General features: G+C 57.6%; 19 protein-coding genes. 18 read left to right on the forward strand and 1 reads right to left on the reverse strand.

The annotated features are described in order from the left end of the window. The first annotated feature begins 83 nt into the window (after nt 1–83). From ASC83_RS07565 to ASC83_RS07630, 17 genes are all read left to right on the forward strand, one after another. The gene (locus ASC83_RS07565; protein WP_015012658.1) at nt 84–1,163 is read left to right on the forward strand and encodes a pilus assembly protein PilM; all 1,080 of its coding nucleotides are present in this window, start codon (nt 84–86) and stop codon (nt 1,161–1,163) included. Beyond that, entirely contained in the window at nt 1,160–1,780 is a 621-nt protein-coding gene (locus ASC83_RS07570) for a PilN domain-containing protein (protein ID WP_056060186.1), read from the forward strand. The genes ASC83_RS07565 and ASC83_RS07570 overlap by 4 nt, the downstream gene beginning before the upstream one ends. A gap of 1 nt (nt 1,781) precedes the next feature. After that, complete coding sequence (locus ASC83_RS07575) at nt 1,782–2,444, forward strand: type 4a pilus biogenesis protein PilO (protein WP_056060190.1); 663 nt, start codon at nt 1,782–1,784, stop codon at nt 2,442–2,444. Next, complete coding sequence (locus tag ASC83_RS23470; RefSeq protein WP_082522379.1) at nt 2,444–2,986, forward strand: pilus assembly protein PilP; 543 nt, start codon at nt 2,444–2,446, stop codon at nt 2,984–2,986. The genes ASC83_RS07575 and ASC83_RS23470 overlap by 1 nt, the downstream gene beginning before the upstream one ends. Beyond that, a complete protein-coding gene (gene pilQ / locus ASC83_RS23475) occupies nt 2,983–5,118 on the forward strand; it encodes a type IV pilus secretin PilQ (protein ID WP_082522380.1) in 2,136 nt (711 codons plus the stop codon). The genes ASC83_RS23470 and pilQ overlap by 4 nt, the downstream gene beginning before the upstream one ends. Nucleotides 5,119–5,139: 21 nt before the next feature. Further along, complete coding sequence (locus ASC83_RS23895; RefSeq protein WP_156379455.1) at nt 5,140–6,276, forward strand: hypothetical protein; 1,137 nt, start codon at nt 5,140–5,142, stop codon at nt 6,274–6,276. Nucleotides 6,277–6,359: 83 nt separating this feature from the next. After that, on the forward strand, nt 6,360–7,451 hold the full coding sequence (gene aroB / locus ASC83_RS07580) for a 3-dehydroquinate synthase (RefSeq protein WP_056060193.1): 1,092 nt from the start codon (nt 6,360–6,362) through the stop codon (nt 7,449–7,451). Nucleotides 7,452–7,535: 84 nt separating this feature from the next. Beyond that, nucleotides 7,536–8,693: a deoxyguanosinetriphosphate triphosphohydrolase gene (locus ASC83_RS07585; protein ID WP_369816965.1), complete on the forward strand. Its 1,158-nt coding sequence runs from the start codon at nt 7,536–7,538 to the stop codon at nt 8,691–8,693. Between the two features lie 273 nt (nt 8,694–8,966). Then, nucleotides 8,967–9,629 carry a DUF1415 domain-containing protein gene (locus ASC83_RS07590; RefSeq protein WP_056060196.1) on the forward strand — a complete coding sequence of 221 codons (663 nt, stop codon included), beginning with the start codon at nt 8,967–8,969 and terminating at the stop codon, nt 9,627–9,629. Next, nucleotides 9,626–10,561 (forward strand): SAM-dependent methyltransferase, encoded by a 936-nt coding sequence (locus tag ASC83_RS07595; RefSeq protein WP_056060199.1) that lies wholly within the window; start codon nt 9,626–9,628, stop codon nt 10,559–10,561. The genes ASC83_RS07590 and ASC83_RS07595 overlap by 4 nt, the downstream gene beginning before the upstream one ends. 148 nt (nt 10,562–10,709) lie before the next feature. After that, a complete protein-coding gene (locus ASC83_RS07600; RefSeq protein WP_056060201.1) occupies nt 10,710–11,426 on the forward strand; it encodes a transposase in 717 nt (238 codons plus the stop codon). Between the two features lie 161 nt (nt 11,427–11,587). Beyond that, entirely contained in the window at nt 11,588–16,321 is a 4,734-nt protein-coding gene (locus ASC83_RS07605; RefSeq protein ID WP_056060204.1) for a glutamate synthase-related protein, read from the forward strand. Nucleotides 16,322–16,368: 47 nt separating this feature from the next. Next, the gene (locus ASC83_RS07610; RefSeq protein WP_056060207.1) at nt 16,369–17,847 is read left to right on the forward strand and encodes a glutamate synthase subunit beta; all 1,479 of its coding nucleotides are present in this window, start codon (nt 16,369–16,371) and stop codon (nt 17,845–17,847) included. A gap of 298 nt (nt 17,848–18,145) precedes the next feature. Then, a complete protein-coding gene (locus tag ASC83_RS07615) occupies nt 18,146–18,964 on the forward strand; it encodes an ABC transporter ATP-binding protein (RefSeq protein ID WP_056060210.1) in 819 nt (272 codons plus the stop codon). After that, a complete protein-coding gene (mlaE, locus tag ASC83_RS07620) occupies nt 18,961–19,743 on the forward strand; it encodes a lipid asymmetry maintenance ABC transporter permease subunit MlaE (protein ID WP_056060212.1) in 783 nt (260 codons plus the stop codon). The genes ASC83_RS07615 and mlaE overlap by 4 nt, the downstream gene beginning before the upstream one ends. A 35-nt stretch (nt 19,744–19,778) precedes the next feature. Then, the gene (mlaD, locus tag ASC83_RS07625) at nt 19,779–20,267 is read left to right on the forward strand and encodes an outer membrane lipid asymmetry maintenance protein MlaD (protein WP_056060215.1); all 489 of its coding nucleotides are present in this window, start codon (nt 19,779–19,781) and stop codon (nt 20,265–20,267) included. Nucleotides 20,268–20,317: 50 nt separating this feature from the next. Further along, the gene (locus tag ASC83_RS07630; RefSeq protein ID WP_056060218.1) at nt 20,318–21,064 is read left to right on the forward strand and encodes a VacJ family lipoprotein; all 747 of its coding nucleotides are present in this window, start codon (nt 20,318–20,320) and stop codon (nt 21,062–21,064) included. On the opposite strand, the gene ASC83_RS24530 is transcribed toward ASC83_RS07630, so the two are convergent. Further along, entirely contained in the window at nt 20,963–21,193 is a 231-nt protein-coding gene (locus ASC83_RS24530; protein ID WP_369816958.1) for a twin-arginine translocation signal domain-containing protein, read from the reverse strand. The two genes, ASC83_RS07630 and ASC83_RS24530, sit on opposite strands and share 102 nt — an antisense overlap. Nucleotides 21,194–21,220: 27 nt before the next feature. On the opposite strand from ASC83_RS24530, the gene ASC83_RS07635 reads away from it, so the two are divergent. Then, nucleotides 21,221–21,868, forward strand: a complete 648-nt coding sequence (locus tag ASC83_RS07635; RefSeq protein WP_056062022.1) for a phospholipid-binding protein MlaC — start codon at nt 21,221–21,223, stop codon at nt 21,866–21,868. Nucleotides 21,869–21,881: the final 13 nt, after the last annotated feature.

The raw sequence follows: 21,881 nt of genomic DNA on the forward strand, positions 1-21,881 counted from the left end.
GCCGGAGAACTATCTTACTGATAGCATTCATGTGAAGTGTTAAGTTTTGTTGCCTCATTTTGGCAAGTTACAGGGGACCAATCTTGATCTCAATGGGGTCTTTGTTCAATCGCCAGTCTGCTCCGCTGCTGGGAATCGACATCAGCTCCTCCAGTGTCAAGCTGGTGGAGTTGGGGCGCGATAAGGCAGGTAGTCTGGTCCTAGAGCGTTGCGCGATCGAGCCGCTGGAGCGAGGCTGGATCACTGATGGCAACATCGAAAAATTTGACGAAGTGGCGGACGCATTGCGTCGCCTAGTCAAAAAGAGCGGCACCCGAACCAAAAACGTGGCACTGGCATTGCCCCCCTCCGCTGTGATCACCAAGAAGATTACGCTGCCGGGTGGAATGACGGAGCAGGAGCTTGAGGTTCAGGTCGAATCCGAAGCCAACCAGTACATCCCGTTTTCGCTCGACGAGGTGAGCTTGGATTTCTGCGTTATCGGTCCGAGTAAAAACGCGCCGGGGGACGTTGACGTTCTGATTGCTGCGTCTCGGCGCGAAAAAGTCCAGGACCGACAAGGCTTGGCGGAGGCCGCCGGGTTAAAGCCTGTGGTAGTTGATATTGAATCCCATGCATCACGACTGGCTGCAGGGCGTCTCATTGAAGCGCTGCCGAATAAAGGCGTTGATGCGATGGTGGCGCTTTTCGAGGTGGGAGCATTGACGACCAGTATGCAGGTGATTCGGAACGAAGAGGTTCTGTACGACCGCGACCAAGCCTTCGGCGGCGCCCAACTGACCCAGCTGATTGTTCGGCAATATGGTTTCTCTGTGGAAGAAGCCGAGAGCAAAAAGCGCAGCGGTGATTTGCCGGAAGACTATCAATCAGCGGTCCTTCGTCCTTTTGTCGACAGCATGGCCCAAGAGATTGGCCGAGCCCTCCAATTCTTCTTCACCAGCACGCCCCACAACCGTGTGGACCACATCATGCTGGCTGGTGGCTCGGCCCCACTGCCGGGGCTAACTGAGGCTGTCACCCAGCAAACCGGTTTTGCGTGCAGTGCTGTCAATCCTTTTGATGGTATGGAAATCGGAAGTTCCGTGCGACTGAAAAAAATGGTGCGCGAAGCACCGTCGTACCTGACCTCGTGCGGTCTTGCTATGCGGAGGTTTCTGCAGTGATTCTGATCAATCTTTTGCCTCACCGAGAGGAGGCACGCAAACGCCGCAAGGAAGCTTTTCAGGCGACGATGTTTGCATCTTTGCTTTTGGGCCTTGCTATTGCCGGAGCCATCTACTGGTGGTTTCAGATCATGATCACGGATCAGCAGAATAAGAACGCCTTTCTCCAGCAGGAGATAAAGGTATTGGAGGGACAGATCAAAGAAATTGCATCCATCGAAGATGAAATTGCTTCTTTGCGTGCGCGCCAGAAGGCGGTAGAAGATCTACAGTCTGACAGAAACCTTCCTGTTCACTTGCTTACCGAATTGGTCAAACAACTCCCTGACGGGGTATATGTCACGGCAATCCGGCAAGCCGGGCAAACGATCACGATGCAGGGGATGGCGCAGTCCAACGAACGGGTTTCCGAGTTGTTGCGTAATTTGGCAAGCAACACGCCGTGGTTGGCGAAGCCAGAATTGGTGGAAATCACTGCAAGTACTGTAGCGCTGACCTCGCGAGATCAACGCCGAGTTTCTTCCTTCAACTTGAGGTTCCAATTGGTGCGCGCCAGCGACGCACAAAAATCTATAGCGGCAGCGAATGTTGCTGCCTCTTCGCCTGGAGGTAGGTGACATGGCGAAAGCAAAAGAAAAAAAGATAAATTTCGCTGAATGGATAGAGTCTGTCCAGCGGCAGTTCAGAAGCTTGGATTCCAGAGATCCTTCAGCTTGGCCAGTTTTGCCAAAGGTAATTCTCTGCGTCTTCATTGCGGGCGCTGTCGCTGCGGTGTCGTGGTTCGCATTTTTGCAAGACTATGAAGTGCAGTTGGGTGAGGAACGCAACAAGGAATTAGCTTTGAGGGGTGACTACCAGAAGAAGCTCATCAAAGCAGTTAGCCTGGATGCACTGAAGAAGCAGCGTGAGCAGATTCAGCAATATGTTATTCAGCTAGAAAAGCAACTTCCTAGTAAAGCTGAAATGGCTGCGTTGCTTTCTGATATCAATCAATCTGGTTTAGGGAGAAGTCTGCAGTTTGAGTTGTTTCGGCCCGGTCAAGTCGTTGCCAAAGACTACTATGCTGAGCTTCCCATTTCTATTCGTGTTACTGGTAAGTATCATGATATCGGAGCTTTTGCCTCTGATATTGCGCACCTGTCTCGCATTGTTACGCTTAACAACATATCGATTACTCCCGGGGCTCGTGAAGGCTTAACTATGGATGCGACTGCGCGCACATTTAGATATCTGGATCCTGAGGAGATCCAGGCGCAAAAGAAGGCGGGGGGGGCTAAGTGATGAAAATTTTCACTGCGTCATTTCTTGTGAGTGGTTTGTTAATGCTTGTTGGCTGTGCTCCGTCAGGGGAAGATGAATTGAGAGTTTGGATGGCGGAGCAGCGAGCCAACACAAAACCGAGCGTTCAGCCGTTAACTGAACCAAAGAAGTTTGTCCCTGAAGCATATAGCCAGGATGGTGCGATAGAACCGTTCAATCAACTTAAATTAACACAAGCGTTGAAACGGGACTCTAGTCAAGTGGCCTCGAACGTTACGTTGATCGCTCCAGAAATGGCCCGTCGTAAGGAGCCATTGGAGGCGTTCCCATTGGATTCTATGGCTATGGTGGGTAGTCTGAATAAATCAGGCGCACCGATAGCGTTGATTAAAGTTGATAGCTTGATCTATCAGGTCAAGGTTGGAAATTACCTTGGTCAAAATTATGGAAAAGTCACTCGGATTACTGAAAATTCAATTCAGCTGCGTGAAATAGCACAAGATGCAACAGGGGATTGGATAGAGCGTTCAGCATCGCTTGATCTGCAAGAGGGTAAAAAATGAAACAAAATAGTGGCATATTGTTCAGTTATTGCCGTGGCGCTGCTGTAGGCGTTTCAATGCTTTTTCTTTCTCTTGGGGCATTTGCCGCTGGGGGGATTAGTGCTGTTTCCGCTAGCATCCAGGCGGGTGTTGAGATATTGAGAGTTGATTTTTCTGAGTCGATTTCTTCTTCGCCTACAGGATTCTCGACACAGTCTCCTGCACGCATCGCGCTGGACTTTCAGGGGGTGGGGAATGATAGTGGTAAATCGCTGTATGATATTAACCTTGGAAATTTGAAATCGGTGAATATTGTGAATGCAGGGGAGCGTTCGCGTATTGTTCTGAATCTAAAAAATCCGACCTCTTACAAAACGGAAATTCAAGGGAAATCCTTGTTTTTGTCGCTTGAGTCTTCGCTTGTCGGAACGAGGCCTTCTGCTCAAACCACCGCATTTTCGGAAAGTCAGAACAACGATGTGCTACCGTTGAAAGACATAGACTTTCGACGTGGTTCGGACGGTGCTGGAAGGGTAATCGTGAATCTTCTTAGCAATCAGGTAGGTGTTGATCTGCAGCAGCAAACCAAAGGTATTGTGGTTGAATTTATGCGATCATCGTTGCCTGAGGGGTTGCGTCGAAAATTAGATGTTACGGATTTTGGCACTCCTGTGCAGACTGTAACTACAACACAGACGGGTGAGCGCGTCCGTATGCTTATTGAATCAAATGGTGAATGGGAGCACAGCGCATACCAAAGTGACAATCAGTTTGTTGTTGAAATTCGGCAGAAGAAAATCGATCTGAGTAAATTGACGCAGGGTCCTGGGTACTCAGGAGAAAAATTATCCTTGAATTTCCAGAATATCGAAGTGAGATCTTTGCTGCAGGTTATTGCTGATTTTACGAATTTCAATATAGTCACATCTGACACTGTCACGGGTGCTCTAACCCTGCGGCTCAAGGATGTCCCCTGGGACCAAGCGCTCCAAATTATCATGGACGCCAAAGGTCTTGGTATGCGTAAGACAGGATCCGTTCTATGGATCGCCCCTAAAGATGAGATAGATGCTCGTACAAAGAAAGACTTCGAGGCTGCTCAGGCAATCCAAAAATTGGAGCCACTTAAGACGCAGGCTTTTCAGCTTAACTATGCGAAGTCAGCAGACATTGTTGCTCAGCTCACCACTACGGCGGGTGCGTCCAGCGGGGCCGCATCAACGCGATTTTTGTCGGAGCGTGGTAGTGCAATATCCGAGCCGAGGACAAATCAGTTATTTGTGACTGATACCCCAAGCAAGCTCGAAGAAGTTCGTTTACTACTGGCGAGCTTGGATGTTGCAGTTCGTCAAGTTTTGATTGAGGCGCGCATTGTCGAGGCGCGAGATACTTTTGGCCGATCTTTGGGCGTACGTTTGGGTGCAACTGACTTGCGTGCTAATAGGGGGGGGGATGGTGGATATGGAGTCGGAGGAAATAACCGAGTAGCCTTCGGTACCTCATACAGCGATGCCGTTGCATCCAGTGGTGCAGGTGGTGCGACTAATACGAGTGGAAATTTTGTGAACCTGCCCGCAAGTCTATCTAATGTGAGCAGTGTGGGGAGTTTTGCGCTATCGATATTCAATTCTGCCGCAAATCGCTTTCTTACATTAGAGCTTTCGGCAATGGAGGCCGACGGTAAGGGGCGGATAGTTTCCAGCCCTCGCATTATTACGGCGGATCAAACTAAGGCGCTGATTGAGCAAGGTACAGAGTATCCGTACGCTGTGACGGCCCCTAACGGTGCTACGACTCTAGCCTTCAAAAAAGCAGTACTCAAGCTTGAAGTGACGCCCCAGATAACTCCTGAGGGGAATATTATTCTTGATTTAGACGTGAACAAAGACAGCCGAGGAGAGACAACTACTCAAGGTGTCGCTATTGACACCAAGCATGTCAAAACGCAAATTTTGATTGAAAACGGTGGAACCGTTGTAATTGGTGGAATCTTTGAAATGGAAGAAACCAATCAAGAGAATAAAATCCCGTTGCTTGGCGATGTTCCTGTGGTGGGTAATCTCTTCAAAAATAGAACAAAAGAATCTACCAAGCGTGAAATGTTAGTATTTATTACGCCTAAAGTTATTTCTGATAGTGGTCCTAGAAAATAATTATTTACGGATTAATTGATTATGAAAAAGTTATTTAAAATATTACTCGCCATCACTACCGGTGTGTTGGTTGTCGCTTGTGGAGGCGGGGGGGGCGGAGGTGGTACCCCTAATGGTCCATCCGCAACCTTGAGAGTCTACCCCCCTGTAAGTGCAATTAGTTTGCCTGTGGGCGCTAGCGGGTCCACAGATATTGAAGTGCGTGGCGGTAAAGCACCTTACGGTGTAATCAGCTCCGATGCTTCCGTTAGTGCGTTCCTTTCAGCTGAAGGGATACTATTTATTTCTGGAAATAGTGACGGGACTTCAACGTTAACGGTGTACGACGAGAGTCTCCCTGTTCAGCAAGTGAAAATTACTGTGACCGCCAAAGCGGTTCCATTGGTCAGCAGTGCCGGAACTGCGGTTACATTGCGGCCAAATCAGTCCCTTCAGTTCAATGTGCGGGGTGGTGTTGGTCCATATTCTGTTAACAGTTCAGATGCAAGCACTGTCAGCGCATCTATCTCTGGATCTACGGTGACGCTTCTCGGACTTCCGAAAGCAGGAACTGCGACTATTTTGATCACTGATGCGGCAGGTGCTACGTTGAGTGTCACGGCCACAGTGCAGGTGGGCACGATGTCGGTTTCGCCTGCCTCTATCACTGGGCCCGCTGGTACCAGTAATTCCGTGACTGTCAACGGTGGCGTGGCTCCGTACACCGTGAGTTCAACTAACACCGCTGTTGCTACAGCGACTATCTCCGGCTCATCTGTGTCGGTATCACTGGTCTCTCAAGGTGCATCTGACATCAAGATTACGGATGCAGCTGGTACCTCAGTGGTGGTTTCTGTTACTGTGACCACTAATGTTTTGCAGGTTTCACCTGCTAGTCAAACAGTGGATGAAAAGAGTGCGACCTCCACAACGCTTACTTATTTGATCGCAGGAGGCACTGCGCCTTATACTCCCCTGGTGAGTCCGGCTGACAAAGCCTTTTTCACCACACTCTCCGTAGCTGCCAACACGCTGACAGCGATCCTTCCTGATTCCACCACGGGTCCGAGATGTGTAACTGCTGATAAGGTGATTCCAATCGACGTTTACGACTCAAAACTCGTTAAGCAAACTGTTTCAGTGACGATTAAAGATGGCGGCGCTGTGGTTTGCCCGTGATGATGCTGTAGTCTGAATAAAAGGCCAATTTTATATTGGCCTTTTTTGTTTTGGTGACTGTAATTTGATATGGGTGATAAAATATGAATGTGATCAATATTGATTTGGGTGATAGAACTTATGAAATACTAGTGGGTGAAAACATCGACTTAGTTCAGTCTCTCAACGGTATTGTTTCCGATTTTCGGGTTGCTGTAATTGTCACAAATTTTATTGTTGCTGGGTATCATTTAGATCGAGTAAGAAGCTCTCTAGCTCGAATATTCGAGGACGTTCGTGTTATCGAGCTGCCAGATGGTGAGTCTCATAAGAGTTGGGATTCTTTAAACAATATATTTAACTCACTTTTGAGTTGGCAATGTGATCGAAAGACGACTCTGTTCGCGCTTGGTGGCGGTGTGGTTGGTGATCTAACAGGCTTCGCGGCTGCCACCTATATGCGTGGTATACCATTTGTACAGTTGCCTACGACATTGCTCGCTCAAGTTGACTCATCGGTAGGTGGGAAAACTGCGATTAATCATCCGTTGGGGAAAAATATGATAGGGGCTTTTTACCAGCCTCAACTGGTCATCTGCGATTTTTGTACATTGAGTACTCTGCCTGATCGTGAGCTTCGCGCTGGTTTAGCTGAGGTTATTAAATATGGGCCGATTGCAGATATCGCCTTCATGGAATGGCTGGAGCAAAACTTGAACGCAGTTATGGCCAAGGAGGCCGCGGCACTTGCTCATGTGGTTCAGCGTAGTTGTGAGATCAAAGCTTGGGTCGTAAGCAAGGATGAGAAGGAGTCAGGCTTGCGCGCTATATTGAACTTTGGTCACACTTTTGGTCATGCCATCGAAGCAGGGATGGGCTACGGTGTTTGGTTACATGGAGAGGGCGTTTCGGCCGGGATGGTCATGGCCGCTGAACTCTCCCGACGCTTGGGGTTGGTAGACGCTGACTTTGTTCGGCGGCTGATCTCTTTGATCCAGCTTGCTGGTTTACCCACCAAAGGGCCAGTATTAGATGCTAACGACAACGCCGGTCGATATTTGGAGTTGATGCGGATTGATAAAAAAGCCGAAGCAGGCGAGATTCGGTTTGTTGTGATCGATGGCCCCGGTAGAGCACTTGTGCGCTCGGCGCCAGACTCCTTAGTCCGTGAAGTTATTGATGCCTGCTGCGAGTGAATATTTGTGGTTGCTTGGATTGCTTTTTCGAGAAGCGTAGGTGCCGTTTGATGAGGGGCTACTAAGGTGATTGGGCTCGTAGATCTGTTGCCCTTCGCATCTGTCCCCGCGCAGACCCGCGGTCGGCGTCATTCAGAGTGTCCGCCGCCCACTCGAACTGAATACCAGCGCGACCGCGACCGAATCGTCCATTCCACGGCATTCCGACGGCTTGTCTACAAGACACAAGTCTTCCTCAACCACGAGGGGGATCTATTTCGTACCCGGCTAACTCATTCGTTAGAAGTCGCGCAACTCGGGCGATCCATCGCACGGTCGCTACAGATTAACGAAGACTTGGTTGAGGCCATCTCGTTAGCCCACGACTTGGGGCATACCCCGTTCGGGCATGCGGGGCAGGACGCCTTGAATGGCTGCATGGCCGACTTTGGAGGCTTTGAACACAACTTGCAGAGCTTGCGAGTGGTGGACAAGCTGGAAGAAAGATACCCGTTGTATGACGGACTCAATCTCACATTCGAGACCCGAGAAGGGATTCTCAAACACTGCTCGCGCACTCATGCTTTGCAGTTGGAGAGTGAGGAGCCCAATGGTGTTGGTGCCCGCTTCCTGCGCAATGAGCGGCCGAGCCTGGAGGCGCAGTTGTGCAATTTGGCCGACGAGATTGCTTACAACGCACACGATATCGATGACGGCGTGCGCTCTGGGTTGATTACTCTGACGCAGCTGCAAGAAGTCCCCTTGTTTGATGCGTACCGTTCGGCAGCCCAGATGGAGCATCCCGACCTCTCCACCCCATCCATGCAGCGCCGCTTGTTGTACGAGGCGATACGGAGGATGCTGAGTGCGCAGGTGTACGACGTCATTGACACCACAAAAGCCGCGCTGCACGAGCATGCACCAGCCCATCCCGATGAGGTGCGGAAGCTCCCAGTTCTGGTGAGCTTCAGTGGTGAGATGCGCGAGCGCTCTACCGTACTCAAGCGGTTCCTCTTCAAGCATCTGTACCGGCATCCCCGGGTCATGGAAACTACGGGCCATGCCCAAGAAATCGTGCGTGAGTTGTTCGATGCCTATATGGTCCAGCCCCACGAAATGAAAGCTGCCTTTACCGCGCGCGCCCTGGAGGGCGACAGGTATGGACGAGCGCGGGCGGTGGCCGATTTCATTGCCGGGATGACGGACCGCTTTGCGGCGCGGGAGCATGAGCGCCTGACAGGGCGCCGACTCCTGCAGGAATAGCGCCCGGTTCCGAGGTGGAGCGAGATGCGTTGATTTTTTGGGGGGGCGTCGCTGGTGTCGCGCGACTTCAGGCTCCGTTAGATGTGGCCGCCTGAAGCGTATTTGCTGTGTGGGCTTGCGCATCTCTTCTTTTTCTCCGCTGCCCTCCCGCCGATGTGAGCGTGCACTGAGGAGTCCATGAGGCTTCCGGGTGGGACCGCCGCTATCGCGCGATCTGCCAACAACTCACACCGATAAAATCCCACCTCTATCCTTGCGCTTCTGCGCGCACCCATGACATCTTCCTCCACCAACGCCGCTAAGGCGCTCCCCCATTTTGTATCCACTGATACCTACGTCCAGGACACTATCCGGTGGTTGGAGCGGGCCGTCATAGGATTCAATCTCTGTCCGTTTGCTAAGTCGGTGCATGTCAAAGGGCAAATTCACTACGTGGTGAGCTTGGCCACGACCGGGAAGGATGTGCTGGTGGTGTTGCGCGAAGAACTTCAAGCGCTCGCAAACACACCCGCAGAAGTCAGGGACACCACCTTGCTGGTGATGCCGCATTGCCAGCAGGATTTCCTGGATTTCAATGACTTTCTTGGTGAAGTGGAGGACATGGTGCACGTTCTCGGGTTGGAGGGCACGCTGCAGGTCGCAAGCTTTCACCCGCAGTTTCAGTTCGCCGGCACCGATGCGGACGACGTGACCAATTGCACCAATCGCGCTCCATACCCCACGCTGCATTTGTTGCGCGAGGCCAGCATCGATCGGGCGGTGTCGGTCTTTCCCGAGGCGGAAACCATCTTTGAGCGCAACATGGAAGTACTTGAAGAGATGGGCATGGCCGGTTGGCTGGCGCTGGACGTGGGCCCCCATGACAAAGGCGGTGCGAACATGGCCGCCACTGCCGCCAGCGAGGACAATCCGCCAGCACAAGGCCCCGGTTTATGAATAAAAAGAACCCATCTGCAGCGACGACCGACCTGCGAATTCGCGGTGCGGGAAAATCCAAGAACGAGAGTGCTGAGCTGCAGGAACTGCGCTCTGGCCAATCGGTAGAGCTGCTCAAGGAGCTGCACATCCTTACCCGGGATGGCCGTCTCAATCAGGACTCACGCCGCAAGCTCAAGCAGGTGTACCACCTGTTCAACTTCATCGAGCCCCTGCTCACGGAGCTGTCCTCCCAAGGCAGTGGGCCCACGTTGGCGGACCACGGCGCGGGCAAGTCCTATCTGGGTTTCATCCTGTACGACCTGTATTTCAAGGCGCTGGGCCGCGGGCATATCTACGGGGTGGAGACCCGGGCGGAACTGGTACAGAAGTCGCGGGCGCTCGCGCAGCGGCTTCATTTTGAGCGGATGTCGTTTCTCAATCTATCCGTGGCCGAGTCTGCGGATGCCCGTGAGTTGCCCGACCAGATCGATGTGGTCACCGCCTTGCATGCTTGCGACACCGCCACTGACGACGCGATTGCCTTCGGGCTGCAAAAAAAGGCCCGGGCCATGGTTCTGGTGCCCTGTTGCCAAGCGGAGATGGCAGCCTGCCTGCGCCAAGGCAAGGCCTTGCAGTTGGCGCGCACGCCCCTGGCGGAACTGTGGCGTCACCCCTTGCACACCCGCGAACTCGGCAGCCAGGTGACCAATGTGCTGCGCTGCCTGTACCTAGAGGCCAATGGCTACCAGGTCACTGTGACCGAGCTGGTGGGATGGGAGCACAGCATGAAGAACGAACTCATCATCGCGCGCTACACCGGACAGAAAAAACGCAGCGCGGCCGAGCGGTTGCGGGCGCTTCTCGGCGAATTTGGCCTGGAACACGCCATGGGGGCGCGGTTTGGCATCGGTGTGGTGGCAGACCCAGTGGAGAACTTGGCCACGCATTGACGCGTGCCCAAAAGGCGCGCAAGGGCAGGCCAGAATCAAGTATGCGCCTCGCTATCTTCGTGGCGGATGATGGGCGTTGCCAGCTTGCATCGATGAAAAATAGGGGACAGGTCTATGATCGTGACTCCCATATTCCTGATCAAGACCCATGGCCCGTTTGTCACGCCTGACCCTGCCGGGTCATTTGCACCACGTCATCCTGCGGGGCAACAACCGCCAGCCGATCTTCCACGGAGTGGAAGATTTCGATGCGCTGCTGGCGCTGTTGATGGACAACGCGCAGAAATATGCCGTGGCCGTCCATGCCTATGTGCTGATGGACAACCACTTTCACCTGCTGGTTACGCCAGCCTCACAAGACGGACTGCCCCAGATGATGCAGGCAGTGGGGCGCCGGTATGTGCAGTACTTCAACCGCCGACATGCCCGCACTGGTACTTTGTGGGAGGGGCGCTACCGTTCCACGGTATTGCAGCCGGAACGGTATTTGCTGGCGTGCATGGTGTACCTGGACCTCAACCCTGTGCGGGCCGGATTGGTGCAGCAGCCCGCTGACTACGCCTGGTCCAGCCATGCACATTGGTTGGGCTTGCGCAACGACCGGTGGTTGACGCCCCATGCCCTGTATTGGGCTTTGGGCAACACCCCGTTTGCGCGCGAGGCCGCCTATGCCGCACTGGTTCAGGCGGGCCTGGGGGCGTCGGTGCAAACGGCTTTGACCGACTCGGCGCTCAGCGGTTGGGCTTTGGGCGATACCGAGTTTCTTGCGGGCCTGCAACAGCAGACCCTGCGCCGCGTGACTCGAGGAATGCCTGGCAGGCCTCGAATGGAAAAAAATCATGCGAAAACCGACGGAGGCGCATGAAATTACTGGCCTCATTGCTATTAATTTTAATATGTCCCCAATAATATGCTTGTGTGAGTTCTGGTTTGTTTAATGAGAATCTGACCCCAATTAAATTGCTTGCCAAAATATGCTGCAATGCACTAACCTCGGCTCCCCTGCGAAAAATATAGGAGTGCGCCATGACCACGGCTGCCGAGATCCAGCATCTGCAACAACACGGTTTGTATTCATCGGGTAACGAACACGACGCCTGCGGCCTCGGTTTTGTGGCCCACATCAAGGGCATCAAGCGCCACGACATCGTGACGCAGGCTCTGAAGATTCTGGAAAACATCGACCACCGTGGCGCGGTGGGTGCCGACCCGCTGATGGGCGACGGCGCCGGCATCCTGATCCAGATCCCTGACGCGCTGTACCGCGAAGAGATGGCCAAGCAAGGCGTGACCTTGCCTGCGGCCGGCGAATACGGCGTGGGCATGATCTTCCTGCCCAAGGAGCATGCCTCGCGCCTGGCTTGCGAGCAGGAGATGGAGCGCGCCATCAAGGCCGAAGGCCAGGTACTGCTGGGCTGGCGCGATGTTCCGGTGAATGTGGATATGCCCATGTCCCCCACAGTGCGCAAGAAGGAGCCCATCCTGCGCCAGGTGTTCATTGGCCGTGGCAACGACGTGATCGTGCAGGACGCGCTGGAGCGCAAGCTGTACGTGATCCGCAAGACGGCCAGCGCCAACATTCAGGCGCTCAAGCTCAAGCACAGCAAGGAATACTACGTTCCGTCCATGTCCAGCCGCACCGTGGTCTACAAGGGCCTGCTGCTGGCCGACCAGGTGGGTGTGTACTACAAGGACCTGTCCGACGAGCGCTGCGTCTCGGCCATTGGGTTGGTGCACCAGCGCTTCTCCACCAACACCTTCCCCGAGTGGCCGCTGGCCCACCCGTACCGTTATGTGGCGCACAACGGCGAAATCAACACCGTCAAGGGCAACTACAACTGGATGAAGGCCCGCGAAGGCGTGATGGCATCGCCCGTGCTGGCTGCTGACCTGCAAAAGCTCTACCCCATCAGCTTTGCCGACCAGTCCGATACCGCCACGTTCGACAACTGCCTCGAACTGCTGACCATGGCCGGCTACCCCATCAGCCAGGCCGTGATGATGATGATCCCAGAGCCCTGGGAGCAGCACACGACCATGGACGAGCGCCGCCGCGCCTTCTATGAATACCACGCCGCCATGCTGGAGCCTTGGGACGGTCCCGCTTCCATCGTGTTCACCGACGGCCGCCAGATCGGCGCCACGCTGGACCGCAACGGCCTGCGCCCCTCGCGCTACTGCATCACCGACGACGATCTGGTCATCATGGGCTCCGAGTCGGGCGTGCTGCCCGTGCCCGAGAACAAGATCGTGCGCAAGTGGCGCCTGCAGCCCGGCAAGATGTTCCTGATCGACCTGGAACAAGGCCGCATGATCGACGACGACGAGCTGAAAGCCAACATCGTCAACACCAAGCCCTACAAGCAGTGGATTGAAAACCTGCGGATCAAGCTGGACAGCATCGAGACGGGTGAAACCGCCGCGGTCCCTGCAGCTGCCGGCCTGCCGTTGCTGGATCGCCAGCAGGCCTTTGGCTACACCCAGGAAGACATCAAGTTCCTGATGGCGCCCATGGCCAAAAACGGCGAAGAAGGCATCGGCTCCATGGGCAACGACAGTCCGCTGGCCGTGCTGTCGGGCAAGAACAAGCCGCTGTACAACTACTTCAAGCAGCTGTTCGCCCAGGTGACCAACCCGCCGATCGACCCGATCCGCGAGGCCATCGTGATGTCGCTGAACAGCTTCATCGGCCCCAAGCCCAACCTGCTGGACATCAACCAGGTTAACCCACCGATGCGGCTCGAAGTGAGCCAGCCCGTGCTCGACTTTGCCGACATGGCCAAGCTGCGCGACATCGAGAAGTACACGCAAGGCAAGTTCAAGAGCGCCACTATCGACATCACCTACCCGCTGAGCTGGGGCCGTGAGGGCGTGGAAGCCAAGCTGGCCTCGCTGTGCGCGCAGGCCGTTGATGCCATCAAGGGCGGTGCCAACATTCTCATCATCAGCGACCGTGCCGTTAGCGCGACGCAAGTGGCCATTCCCGCGCTGCTGGCGCTGTCGGCCATCCATCAGCACCTGGTGGGCGCAGGCCTGCGCACCACGGCCGGCCTGGTGGTCGAAACGGGTACCGCGCGCGAGGTGCACCACTTCGCCGTGCTGGCTGGCTACGGCGCCGAGGCTGTGCACCCCTACCTGGCCATGGAAACCCTGGCCGAAATGCACAAGGACCTGGGCGGCGACTTGTCGGCCGACAAGGCCATCTACAACTACGTCAAGGCCATCGGCAAGGGTCTGTCCAAGATCATGTCCAAGATGGGCGTGAGCACCTACATGAGCTACTGCGGCGCCCAGCTGTTCGAGGCCATCGGCCTGAACACGGAAACCGTGGGCAAGTACTTCACCGGCACCGCCAGCCGTGTGGAAGGCATCGGCGTGTTCGAGATCGCCGAAGAAGCCATCCGCATGCACAAGGCCGCGTTTGGCGACGACCCCGTGCTCGAAACCATGCTGGACGCCGGTGGCGAGTACGCTTGGCGCGCCCGTGGTGAAGACCACATGTGGACACCTGACGCGATTGCCAAGCTGCAGCACAGCACGCGCGCCAACAACTGGAACACGTACAAGGAATACGCCCAGATCATCAACGACCAGAGCAAGCGCCACATGACGCTGCGCGGCCTGTTCGAGTTCAAGATCGATCCGTCCAAGGCGATCTCGATCGATGAGGTCGAACCTGCCAAGGAAATCGTCAAGCGCTTCGCCACGGGCGCCATGTCGCTGGGCTCCATCTCCACCGAGGCGCACGCCACACTGGCCTTGGCCATGAACCGCATTGGCGGTAAGAGCAACACCGGTGAAGGTGGCGAGGACGCGGCACGCTACCGCAACGAGCTCAAGGGCATCCCGATCAAGAAGGGCGACACCCTGAAGAGCGTGATCGGCGCCGAGAACGTCGAGGTCGATCTGCCCCTGCAGGACGGCGATTCGCTGCGCAGCCGCATCAAGCAGGTGGCGTCGGGCCGCTTCGGCGTGACGGCGGAGTACCTGTCGTCCGCCGATCAGATCCAGATCAAGATGGCCCAGGGGGCCAAGCCCGGCGAGGGCGGTCAGCTGCCTGGCGGCAAGGTGTCCAACTACATCGGCAAGCTGCGCCACAGCGTGCCGGGTGTGGGCCTGATTTCGCCACCGCCGCACCACGACATCTATTCGATCGAAGATCTGGCCCAGCTGATCCACGATCTGAAGAACGTTGCGCCGCATGCTGGCATCAGTGTCAAGCTGGTGTCTGAAGTGGGCGTGGGCACTATCGCGGCAGGCGTGGCCAAGTGCAAGAGCGACCACGTGGTGATCGCTGGGCACGACGGCGGCACGGGCGCTTCGCCCTGGTCGTCCATCAAGCACGCGGGCGGCCCATGGGAAATCGGCCTGGCCGAAACCCAGCAGACGCTGGTGCTGAACCGCCTGCGCGGCCGCATCCGTGTGCAGGCCGACGGCCAGATGAAGACCGGCCGCGACGTCGCCATCGGCGCACTGCTGGGTGCTGACGAGTTCGGCTTTGCCACGGCACCACTGGTGGTGGAAGGCTGCATCATGATGCGCAAATGCCACCTGAACACCTGCCCCGTGGGCGTGGCCACGCAGGACCCCGAGCTGCGCAAGAAGTTCTCTGGCAAGCCAGAGCATGTGGTGAACTACTTCTTCTTCATCGCCGAAGAAGTGCGCCAGATCATGGCCCAGCTGGGCATTCGCAAGTTTGACGACCTGATCGGCCGCACCGACCTGCTCGACATGCGCCAGGGCCTGGAACACTGGAAGGCACGCGGCCTGGACTTCAGCCGCCTGTTTGCCCAGCCGAACGTGCCCGCCGATGTGCCTCGCTTCCACGTGGACGTGCAGGATCACAACATCGAGCACACACTGGACCGCAAGCTCATCGAGCGCAGCAAGCCTGCCATCGAAAAGGGTGAGCGCGTGCAGTTCATCGAGGTGGCGCGCAACGTGAACCGCTCGGTCGGCGCGATGCTGTCCGGCGCTGTCACCCGTGTGCACCCCGAAGGCTTGCCTGACGACACCATCCGCATCCAGCTGGAAGGCACGGGCGGCCAGTCGTTCGGCGCGTTTCTGACGCGCGGCATCACGCTGTACCTGATCGGCGACGCCAACGACTACACGGGCAAGGGCCTGTCGGGTGGCCGTGTCATCGTGCGCCCCAGCATCGACTTCCGGGGTGAGGCGGTGCGCAACACCATTGTGGGTAACACCGTGATGTACGGCGCCACCACCGGTGAGGCTTTCTTCAGCGGCGTGGCCGGTGAACGCTTTGCGGTGCGTCTGTCGGGTGCCACGGCCGTCGTCGAAGGTACGGGCGACCATGGCTGCGAGTACATGACTGGCGGTACGGTGGTGGTGCTCGGCAAGACCGGCCGCAACTTTGCAGCAGGCATGAGCGGCGGCGTAGCGTATGTTTACGACGAAGACGGACAGTTCGACACGCGCTGCAACCTGTCGATGGTGACGCTGGAGCGCATCCTGCCCGCCACTGAGCAGGAAGCCACGGTCCCCCGCTCGATCTGGCACAACGGCCAGACGGATGAGGCCCAGCTCAAGAAGCTGCTGGAAGACCACAACCGCTGGACGGGCAGCAAGCGCGCGCGCGAGCTGCTGGACAACTGGGCCGCATCGCGCAGCAAGTTCGTCAAGGTCTTCCCGACCGAGTACAAGCGTGCGTTGGCTGAAATTTATGAACGAAAAGTGCTGGAGGAGTCCGCTACACCAGCGGTAGCTGCTACCAAAAAAGAAGTGGCCCCCGCCAAGTAAGGCGTCGCCACACCCTTCGCACAGCATTCATAGACAAGGACATCGTCATGGGAAAAACTACCGGCTTCATGGAATACGAGCGCATCGAAGAGGGCTACAAGCCCGTGCCCGAGCGCCTGAAGCATTACAAGGAATTTGTCGTCGGGCTCGATGAGAGCCAGGCCAAGGTGCAAGGCGCGCGCTGCATGGACTGCGGCACGCCGTTCTGCAACAACGGCTGCCCGGTGAACAACATCATTCCCGACTTCAACGACCTCGTGTACCACGCGGACTGGAAGAGCGCGATCGAGGTGCTGCACAGCACCAACAACTTCCCTGAGTTCACCGGCCGCATCTGCCCCGCACCTTGCGAGGCTGCCTGTGTGCTCAACGTGAACGACGATGCTGTGGGCATCAAGAGCATTGAGCACGCGATCATCGACCGCGCCTGGGCCGAAGGCTGGGTGCAGCCGCGCCCCGCCAAGCACCAGACGGGCAAGAAGGTGGCTGTGGTGGGCTCCGGCCCCGCAGGTCTGGCGGCTGCGCAGCAACTGGCCCGCGCTGGCCACAGCGTCACGCTGTTTGAGAAAAACGACCGTGTGGGCGGCCTGCTGCGCTACGGCATCCCCGACTTCAAGATGGAGAAGTCGCACATCGACCGCCGCGTGAAGCAGCTCGAAGCCGAAGGTGTGGTGATTCGCACCGGCGTATTCGTGGGCGCCGCGAAGGACGGCCTGGGCAAGGATTCCAAAGTTACCAACTGGGCCAAGGAAACCGTCACGCCCGAACAGCTGAACAAGGAGTTTGACGCCGTGCTGCTCACCGGTGGCGCCGAGCAGTCGCGCGACCTGCCTGTGCCAGGCCGTGAACTTGACGGCATTCACTTCGCCATGGAATTCCTGCCCCAGCAGAACAAGGTCAACGCGGGCGACAAGCTCAAGGGCCAGATCATGGCGACGGGCAAGCATGTGATCGTGATCGGCGGCGGCGACACCGGCAGCGACTGCGTGGGTACCAGCAATCGCCATGGTGCAGCCAGCGTCACCCAGTTCGAGGTGATGCCCCAGCCCCCTGAAGTGGAAAACCGCCCCCTGACGTGGCCTTACTGGCCACTCAAGCTGCGCACCAGCTCCAGCCATGAAGAAGGTTGCGTGCGCGAGTTCGCGATCTCCACCAAGGAGTTCACGGGCGAAAAGGGCAAGGTCAAGAGCCTGACTACGGTGCAGGTCGAGTTCAAGGACGGCAAGCTGGTCGAGATTCCCGGCACCGAAAAACACTACCAGGCCGATCTGGTGTTGCTGGCCATGGGTTTTGTGAGCCCGGTCGCGCCGGTGCTGGAGGCTTTCGGCGTCGAGAAGGATGCCCGAGGCAATGCCCGCGCCACCACGGACTTTGACGGCGGTTATGCCACCAACGTGCCCAAGGTGTTTGCGGCGGGCGATATCCGCCGGGGCCAGTCACTGGTGGTTTGGGCCATCCGTGAAGGCCGCCAGGCCGCGCGTGCGGTGGACGAGTTCCTGATGGGATATTCGGACCTGCCCCGCTGATCCTGCGGTTTCTCGCACCCTCCAAGCAACGGCGCCTTCGGGCGCCGTTTGTGTTTACGGTGCCTTTGACGGTGGGGCAATGGCCGGGCGTCAGCCTTCTGGACGCTTTGTTGGCACAATCAGGGGTTCTGTCAATCCGGGCTTGCCTCGGTCTCGCTCGGTCGGGATCGCTGGCGGTTGTGCTTTTTCTTTACAAACATGCATGAATGTATGTTTGTGTCTTCGGCTACCATCTGCGCTCCATTTTCCGGGGCGGATGTCGTTTTGGCAGGCCTCAGATCAGACATCCATTTCTTGCATGGCCGAGTCCACATTTCTTGCCGAGTTGCGCAACGTCACGTTTTCGTACGGTGACCGCGTGATCCTGCGCGACGTGACCCTGGCGGTGCCGCGCGGCAAGGTCACGGCGCTGATGGGCGCATCGGGCGGGGGCAAGACGACGGTGCTGCGCCTGCTTGGGGGGCAGCACAGGGCCCAGAGTGGCCAGGTGTTGGTCAACGGTCAGGACGTAGGGCGCATGGACGTACAGGCTTTGTACGCTGCGCGCCGGCGCATGGGCATGTTGTTCCAGTTCGGCGCGCTGTTCACCGACCTGAGCGTGTTTGAGAACGTGGCCTTTCCGCTGCGTGAGCACACCGATTTGTCCGAGGAACTGATCCGCGATGTGGTGCTGATGAAGCTGCATGCGGTGGGCCTGCGTGGTGCACGCGACCTGATGCCCAGCCAGATCTCGGGTGGCATGGCGCGCCGCGTGGCGCTGGCTCGAGCGATCGTGCTGGACCCGGAACTGGTCATGTACGACGAACCCTTTGCGGGCCTGGACCCCATCTCGTTGGGCACGGCTGCGCAGTTGATCCGTCAGCTCAACGACGCCATGGGCCTCACCAGCATCGTGGTGTCGCATGACCTGGAGGAGACTTTCCGCCTTGCGGACCATGTGATCATCCTGGGCGAAGGCGTTGTGGCGGCGCAGGGCACGCCTGAGGAGGTCCTCGCCAGCCGTGACCCGCTGGTGCACCAGTTTGTCAACGCTCTACCGACTGGCCCGGTGCCGTTCCATTACCCCGGCCCGGCCGTTGCCGAGGATTTCGGACCTGCAGGAGGACGTGCGCTGTGAGTTGGTACAAGCCCTCCGACGTCGGTTTTGCTGTGCGCCACAAGCTGGCTGACATTGGCATGGGCGCGCGGTTGTTTGGGCGGCTGGTGCGGCTCCTGGGTGCGACCTTGACGCGGCCCTCGCTGGTGCGCGACCAGGTGCATTTCCTGGGCAACTATTCGCTGGCCATCATTGCCGTGTCGGGCCTGTTCGTGGGGTTTGTGCTGGGCTTGCAGGGCTACTACACGCTGCAGCGCTATGGCTCGTCAGAGGCCCTGGGCTTGCTGGTGGCACTGAGTCTTGTGCGCGAGCTGGGCCCCGTGGTCACGGCGCTGCTGTTTGCGGGCCGCGCAGGCACGTCGCTCACAGCAGAAATTGGCCTCATGCGCGCGGGGGAGCAGCTCAGCGCCATGGAGATGATGGCGGTGGACCCGGTGCAGCGCATCCTGGCGCCTCGCTTCTGGGCAGGGGTGATCACCATGCCCCTACTGGCGGCGGTGTTCAGTGCGGTGGGCATCATCGGCGGCTGGATCGTCGGGGTGGTCATGATCGGCATTGACCCCGGGGCGTTCTGGAGCCAGATGCAGGGCGGGGTGGATGTCTGGAAAGACCTGGGCAACGGCGTGCTCAAGAGTGTGGTCTTTGGCTTCACGGTAACTTTTGTGGCGCTGCTGCAGGGCTATGCAGCCAAACCCACCCCTGAGGGTGTGTCGCGCGCCACCACGCGCACCGTGGTCATGGCGTCTTTGGCGGTGCTGGCACTGGACTTCGTGCTCACCGCACTGATGTTCAGTATCTGACGCTGGCGGTGCTGGCAGTTCTAGGAATCAAACATATGCAACGCTCCAAAAACGATCTGTGGGTAGGGCTCTTCGTGATGCTGGGCGCGGTGGCACTGGTGTTTCTGGCGCTGCAGTCGGCCAACCTGCTGAGCCTTCAATTCCATTCGGGCTACCGTGTCACCGCCAAGTTCGACAACATCGGCGGTCTCAAGCCCCAGGCGGCGGTGCGCAGCGCTGGGGTGGTGGTGGGGCGCGTGGAGTCCATCACCTTTGACGACAAGACCTTCCAGGCGCGGGTCACGCTGGCCATGGAAGACCGCTACGCCTTCCCCAAGGACAGCTCCCTCAAGATCCTGACCAGCGGCCTGCTCGGCGAGCAGTACATCGGAATTGAGGCGGGTGCCGACGAAAAAAATCTGGCGGCGGGAGACACGATCACGTCTACCCAGTCGGCGGTGGTGCTTGAGAACCTTATCGGACAATTTCTTTACAGCAAAGCCGAAGACGGCGCAAAACCTGCAGGGACAGGTGGAAAAAAATGATGCATTCACTCCATACACTCCGTGCCCGCATTGATGACGGCAGGTTGTCGATGTCCCGCCTTGCAGCCAGCCTGGCCTTGTTGCTGGGGGCTGTGCTGCTCACCGGGTGCGCCACGGTGGCCAACCCTGATCCCCGCGACCCGCTGGAGTCTTACAACCGCAGCATGACCAACTTCAATGAACAGGTCGATGCCATGGTGCTCAAGCCCGTGGCGACGGCCTACAAGGAGGTCACGCCCGCACCGGTACGCACGGGGGTCAGCAATTTCTTCGGGAACCTGGGCGACGTCTGGTCGTTTGTGAACAACGTGCTGCAGCTGCGCGGTGAAGCCGCTGCGTCCAGCTTCATGCGGGTCAATGTGAACACGTTCATGGGCCTGGGCGGTTTGCTGGACATCGCCAGCGAGCTGGGCATCGACCGCTACAAGCAGGACTTCGGCCTGACCCTGGGGCGCTGGGGCGTGGGTACTGGCCCCTATCTGGTGCTGCCCATCCTGGGGCCTTCCACCGTGCGCGACACATTCGCGCTGCCGGTGGACATGAAGGGCAACGTGGTGAGCTACGTGGACCCGGTCTCCGCCCGCAACTCGTTGTATGCCCTGCGCGTGGTGGACACGCGGGCCAACCTGTTGCGCGCCAGCTCGGTGCTCGACAGCGCCGCGCTCGACAAATACAGCTTTACGCGTGATGTCTACCTACAAGTACGCAGCCATGCAGGTGAGGTACAGAATGCGGACGGCAAGGACGACGGCGGCGCCAGCAATGGCGTGCTGCCCGAGGAACCTCCTGCGCGCTGATGGCATGCCGGGCGGGGCACATGTTCCGATTCGCCGCCCTGGGTCTGGCCCTGTTGCACTCGCTTGCAATTCGCAACCGCTGCGACGCATGCCAGTGGGCCCGCACCTCCACAATGATTTGACGGGCACAAGCCCGCACCGATGAAAGCCGAGAAGATGATGAACCGACGTTCCCTGGGCGGTGCCGCCCTTTGCATTGCAGCCAGTGCCGTGCTGAGCCTGCCGTTGTCTGCCCTCGCAGCCGACGAGGCGCCCGACGCGCTGATCAAGCGGCTGTCCGCCGATGTGCTCAACACGGTGAAGTCCGACAAGGCCATCCAGGCCGGGGACCTGAGCAAGGTGATCGCCCTGGTCGATAAAACGGTGATGCCCAACGTCAACTTCCGCCGCATGACGGCCGCAGCCGTCGGCCCCGGCTGGCGCCAGGCCACGCCCGAGCAGCAAAAACGCCTGCAGGACGAGTTCAAGATCCTGCTGGTGCGCACCTATGCCGGCGCGCTGGCCCAGGTCAATGACCAGAGCATCCAGGTCAAGCCCCTGCGCGCGGCGGCCGAAGACAAGGACGTGCTGGTGCGCACCGAAATCGTGGGCCGGGGCGACCCCATCCAGCTCGACTACCGCCTCGAAAAGACTCCTGGTGATGGCGCAGGCTGGAAGATCTACAACCTGAATGTGCTGGGCGTCTGGCTGGTGGAAACCTACCGAGGCCAGTTCGCGCAGGAGATCAATGCCAAGGGCATCGACGGCCTGATCGAGACACTGGCCGCCCGCAACAAGACCAATGCGGGCACTGCCAAGGGCTGACAGCCCCCTCGCC

This window comes from Acidovorax sp. Root402 (genome assembly GCF_001425125.1).
Classification (GTDB): domain Bacteria; phylum Pseudomonadota; class Gammaproteobacteria; order Burkholderiales; family Burkholderiaceae_C; genus Acidovorax; species Acidovorax delafieldii.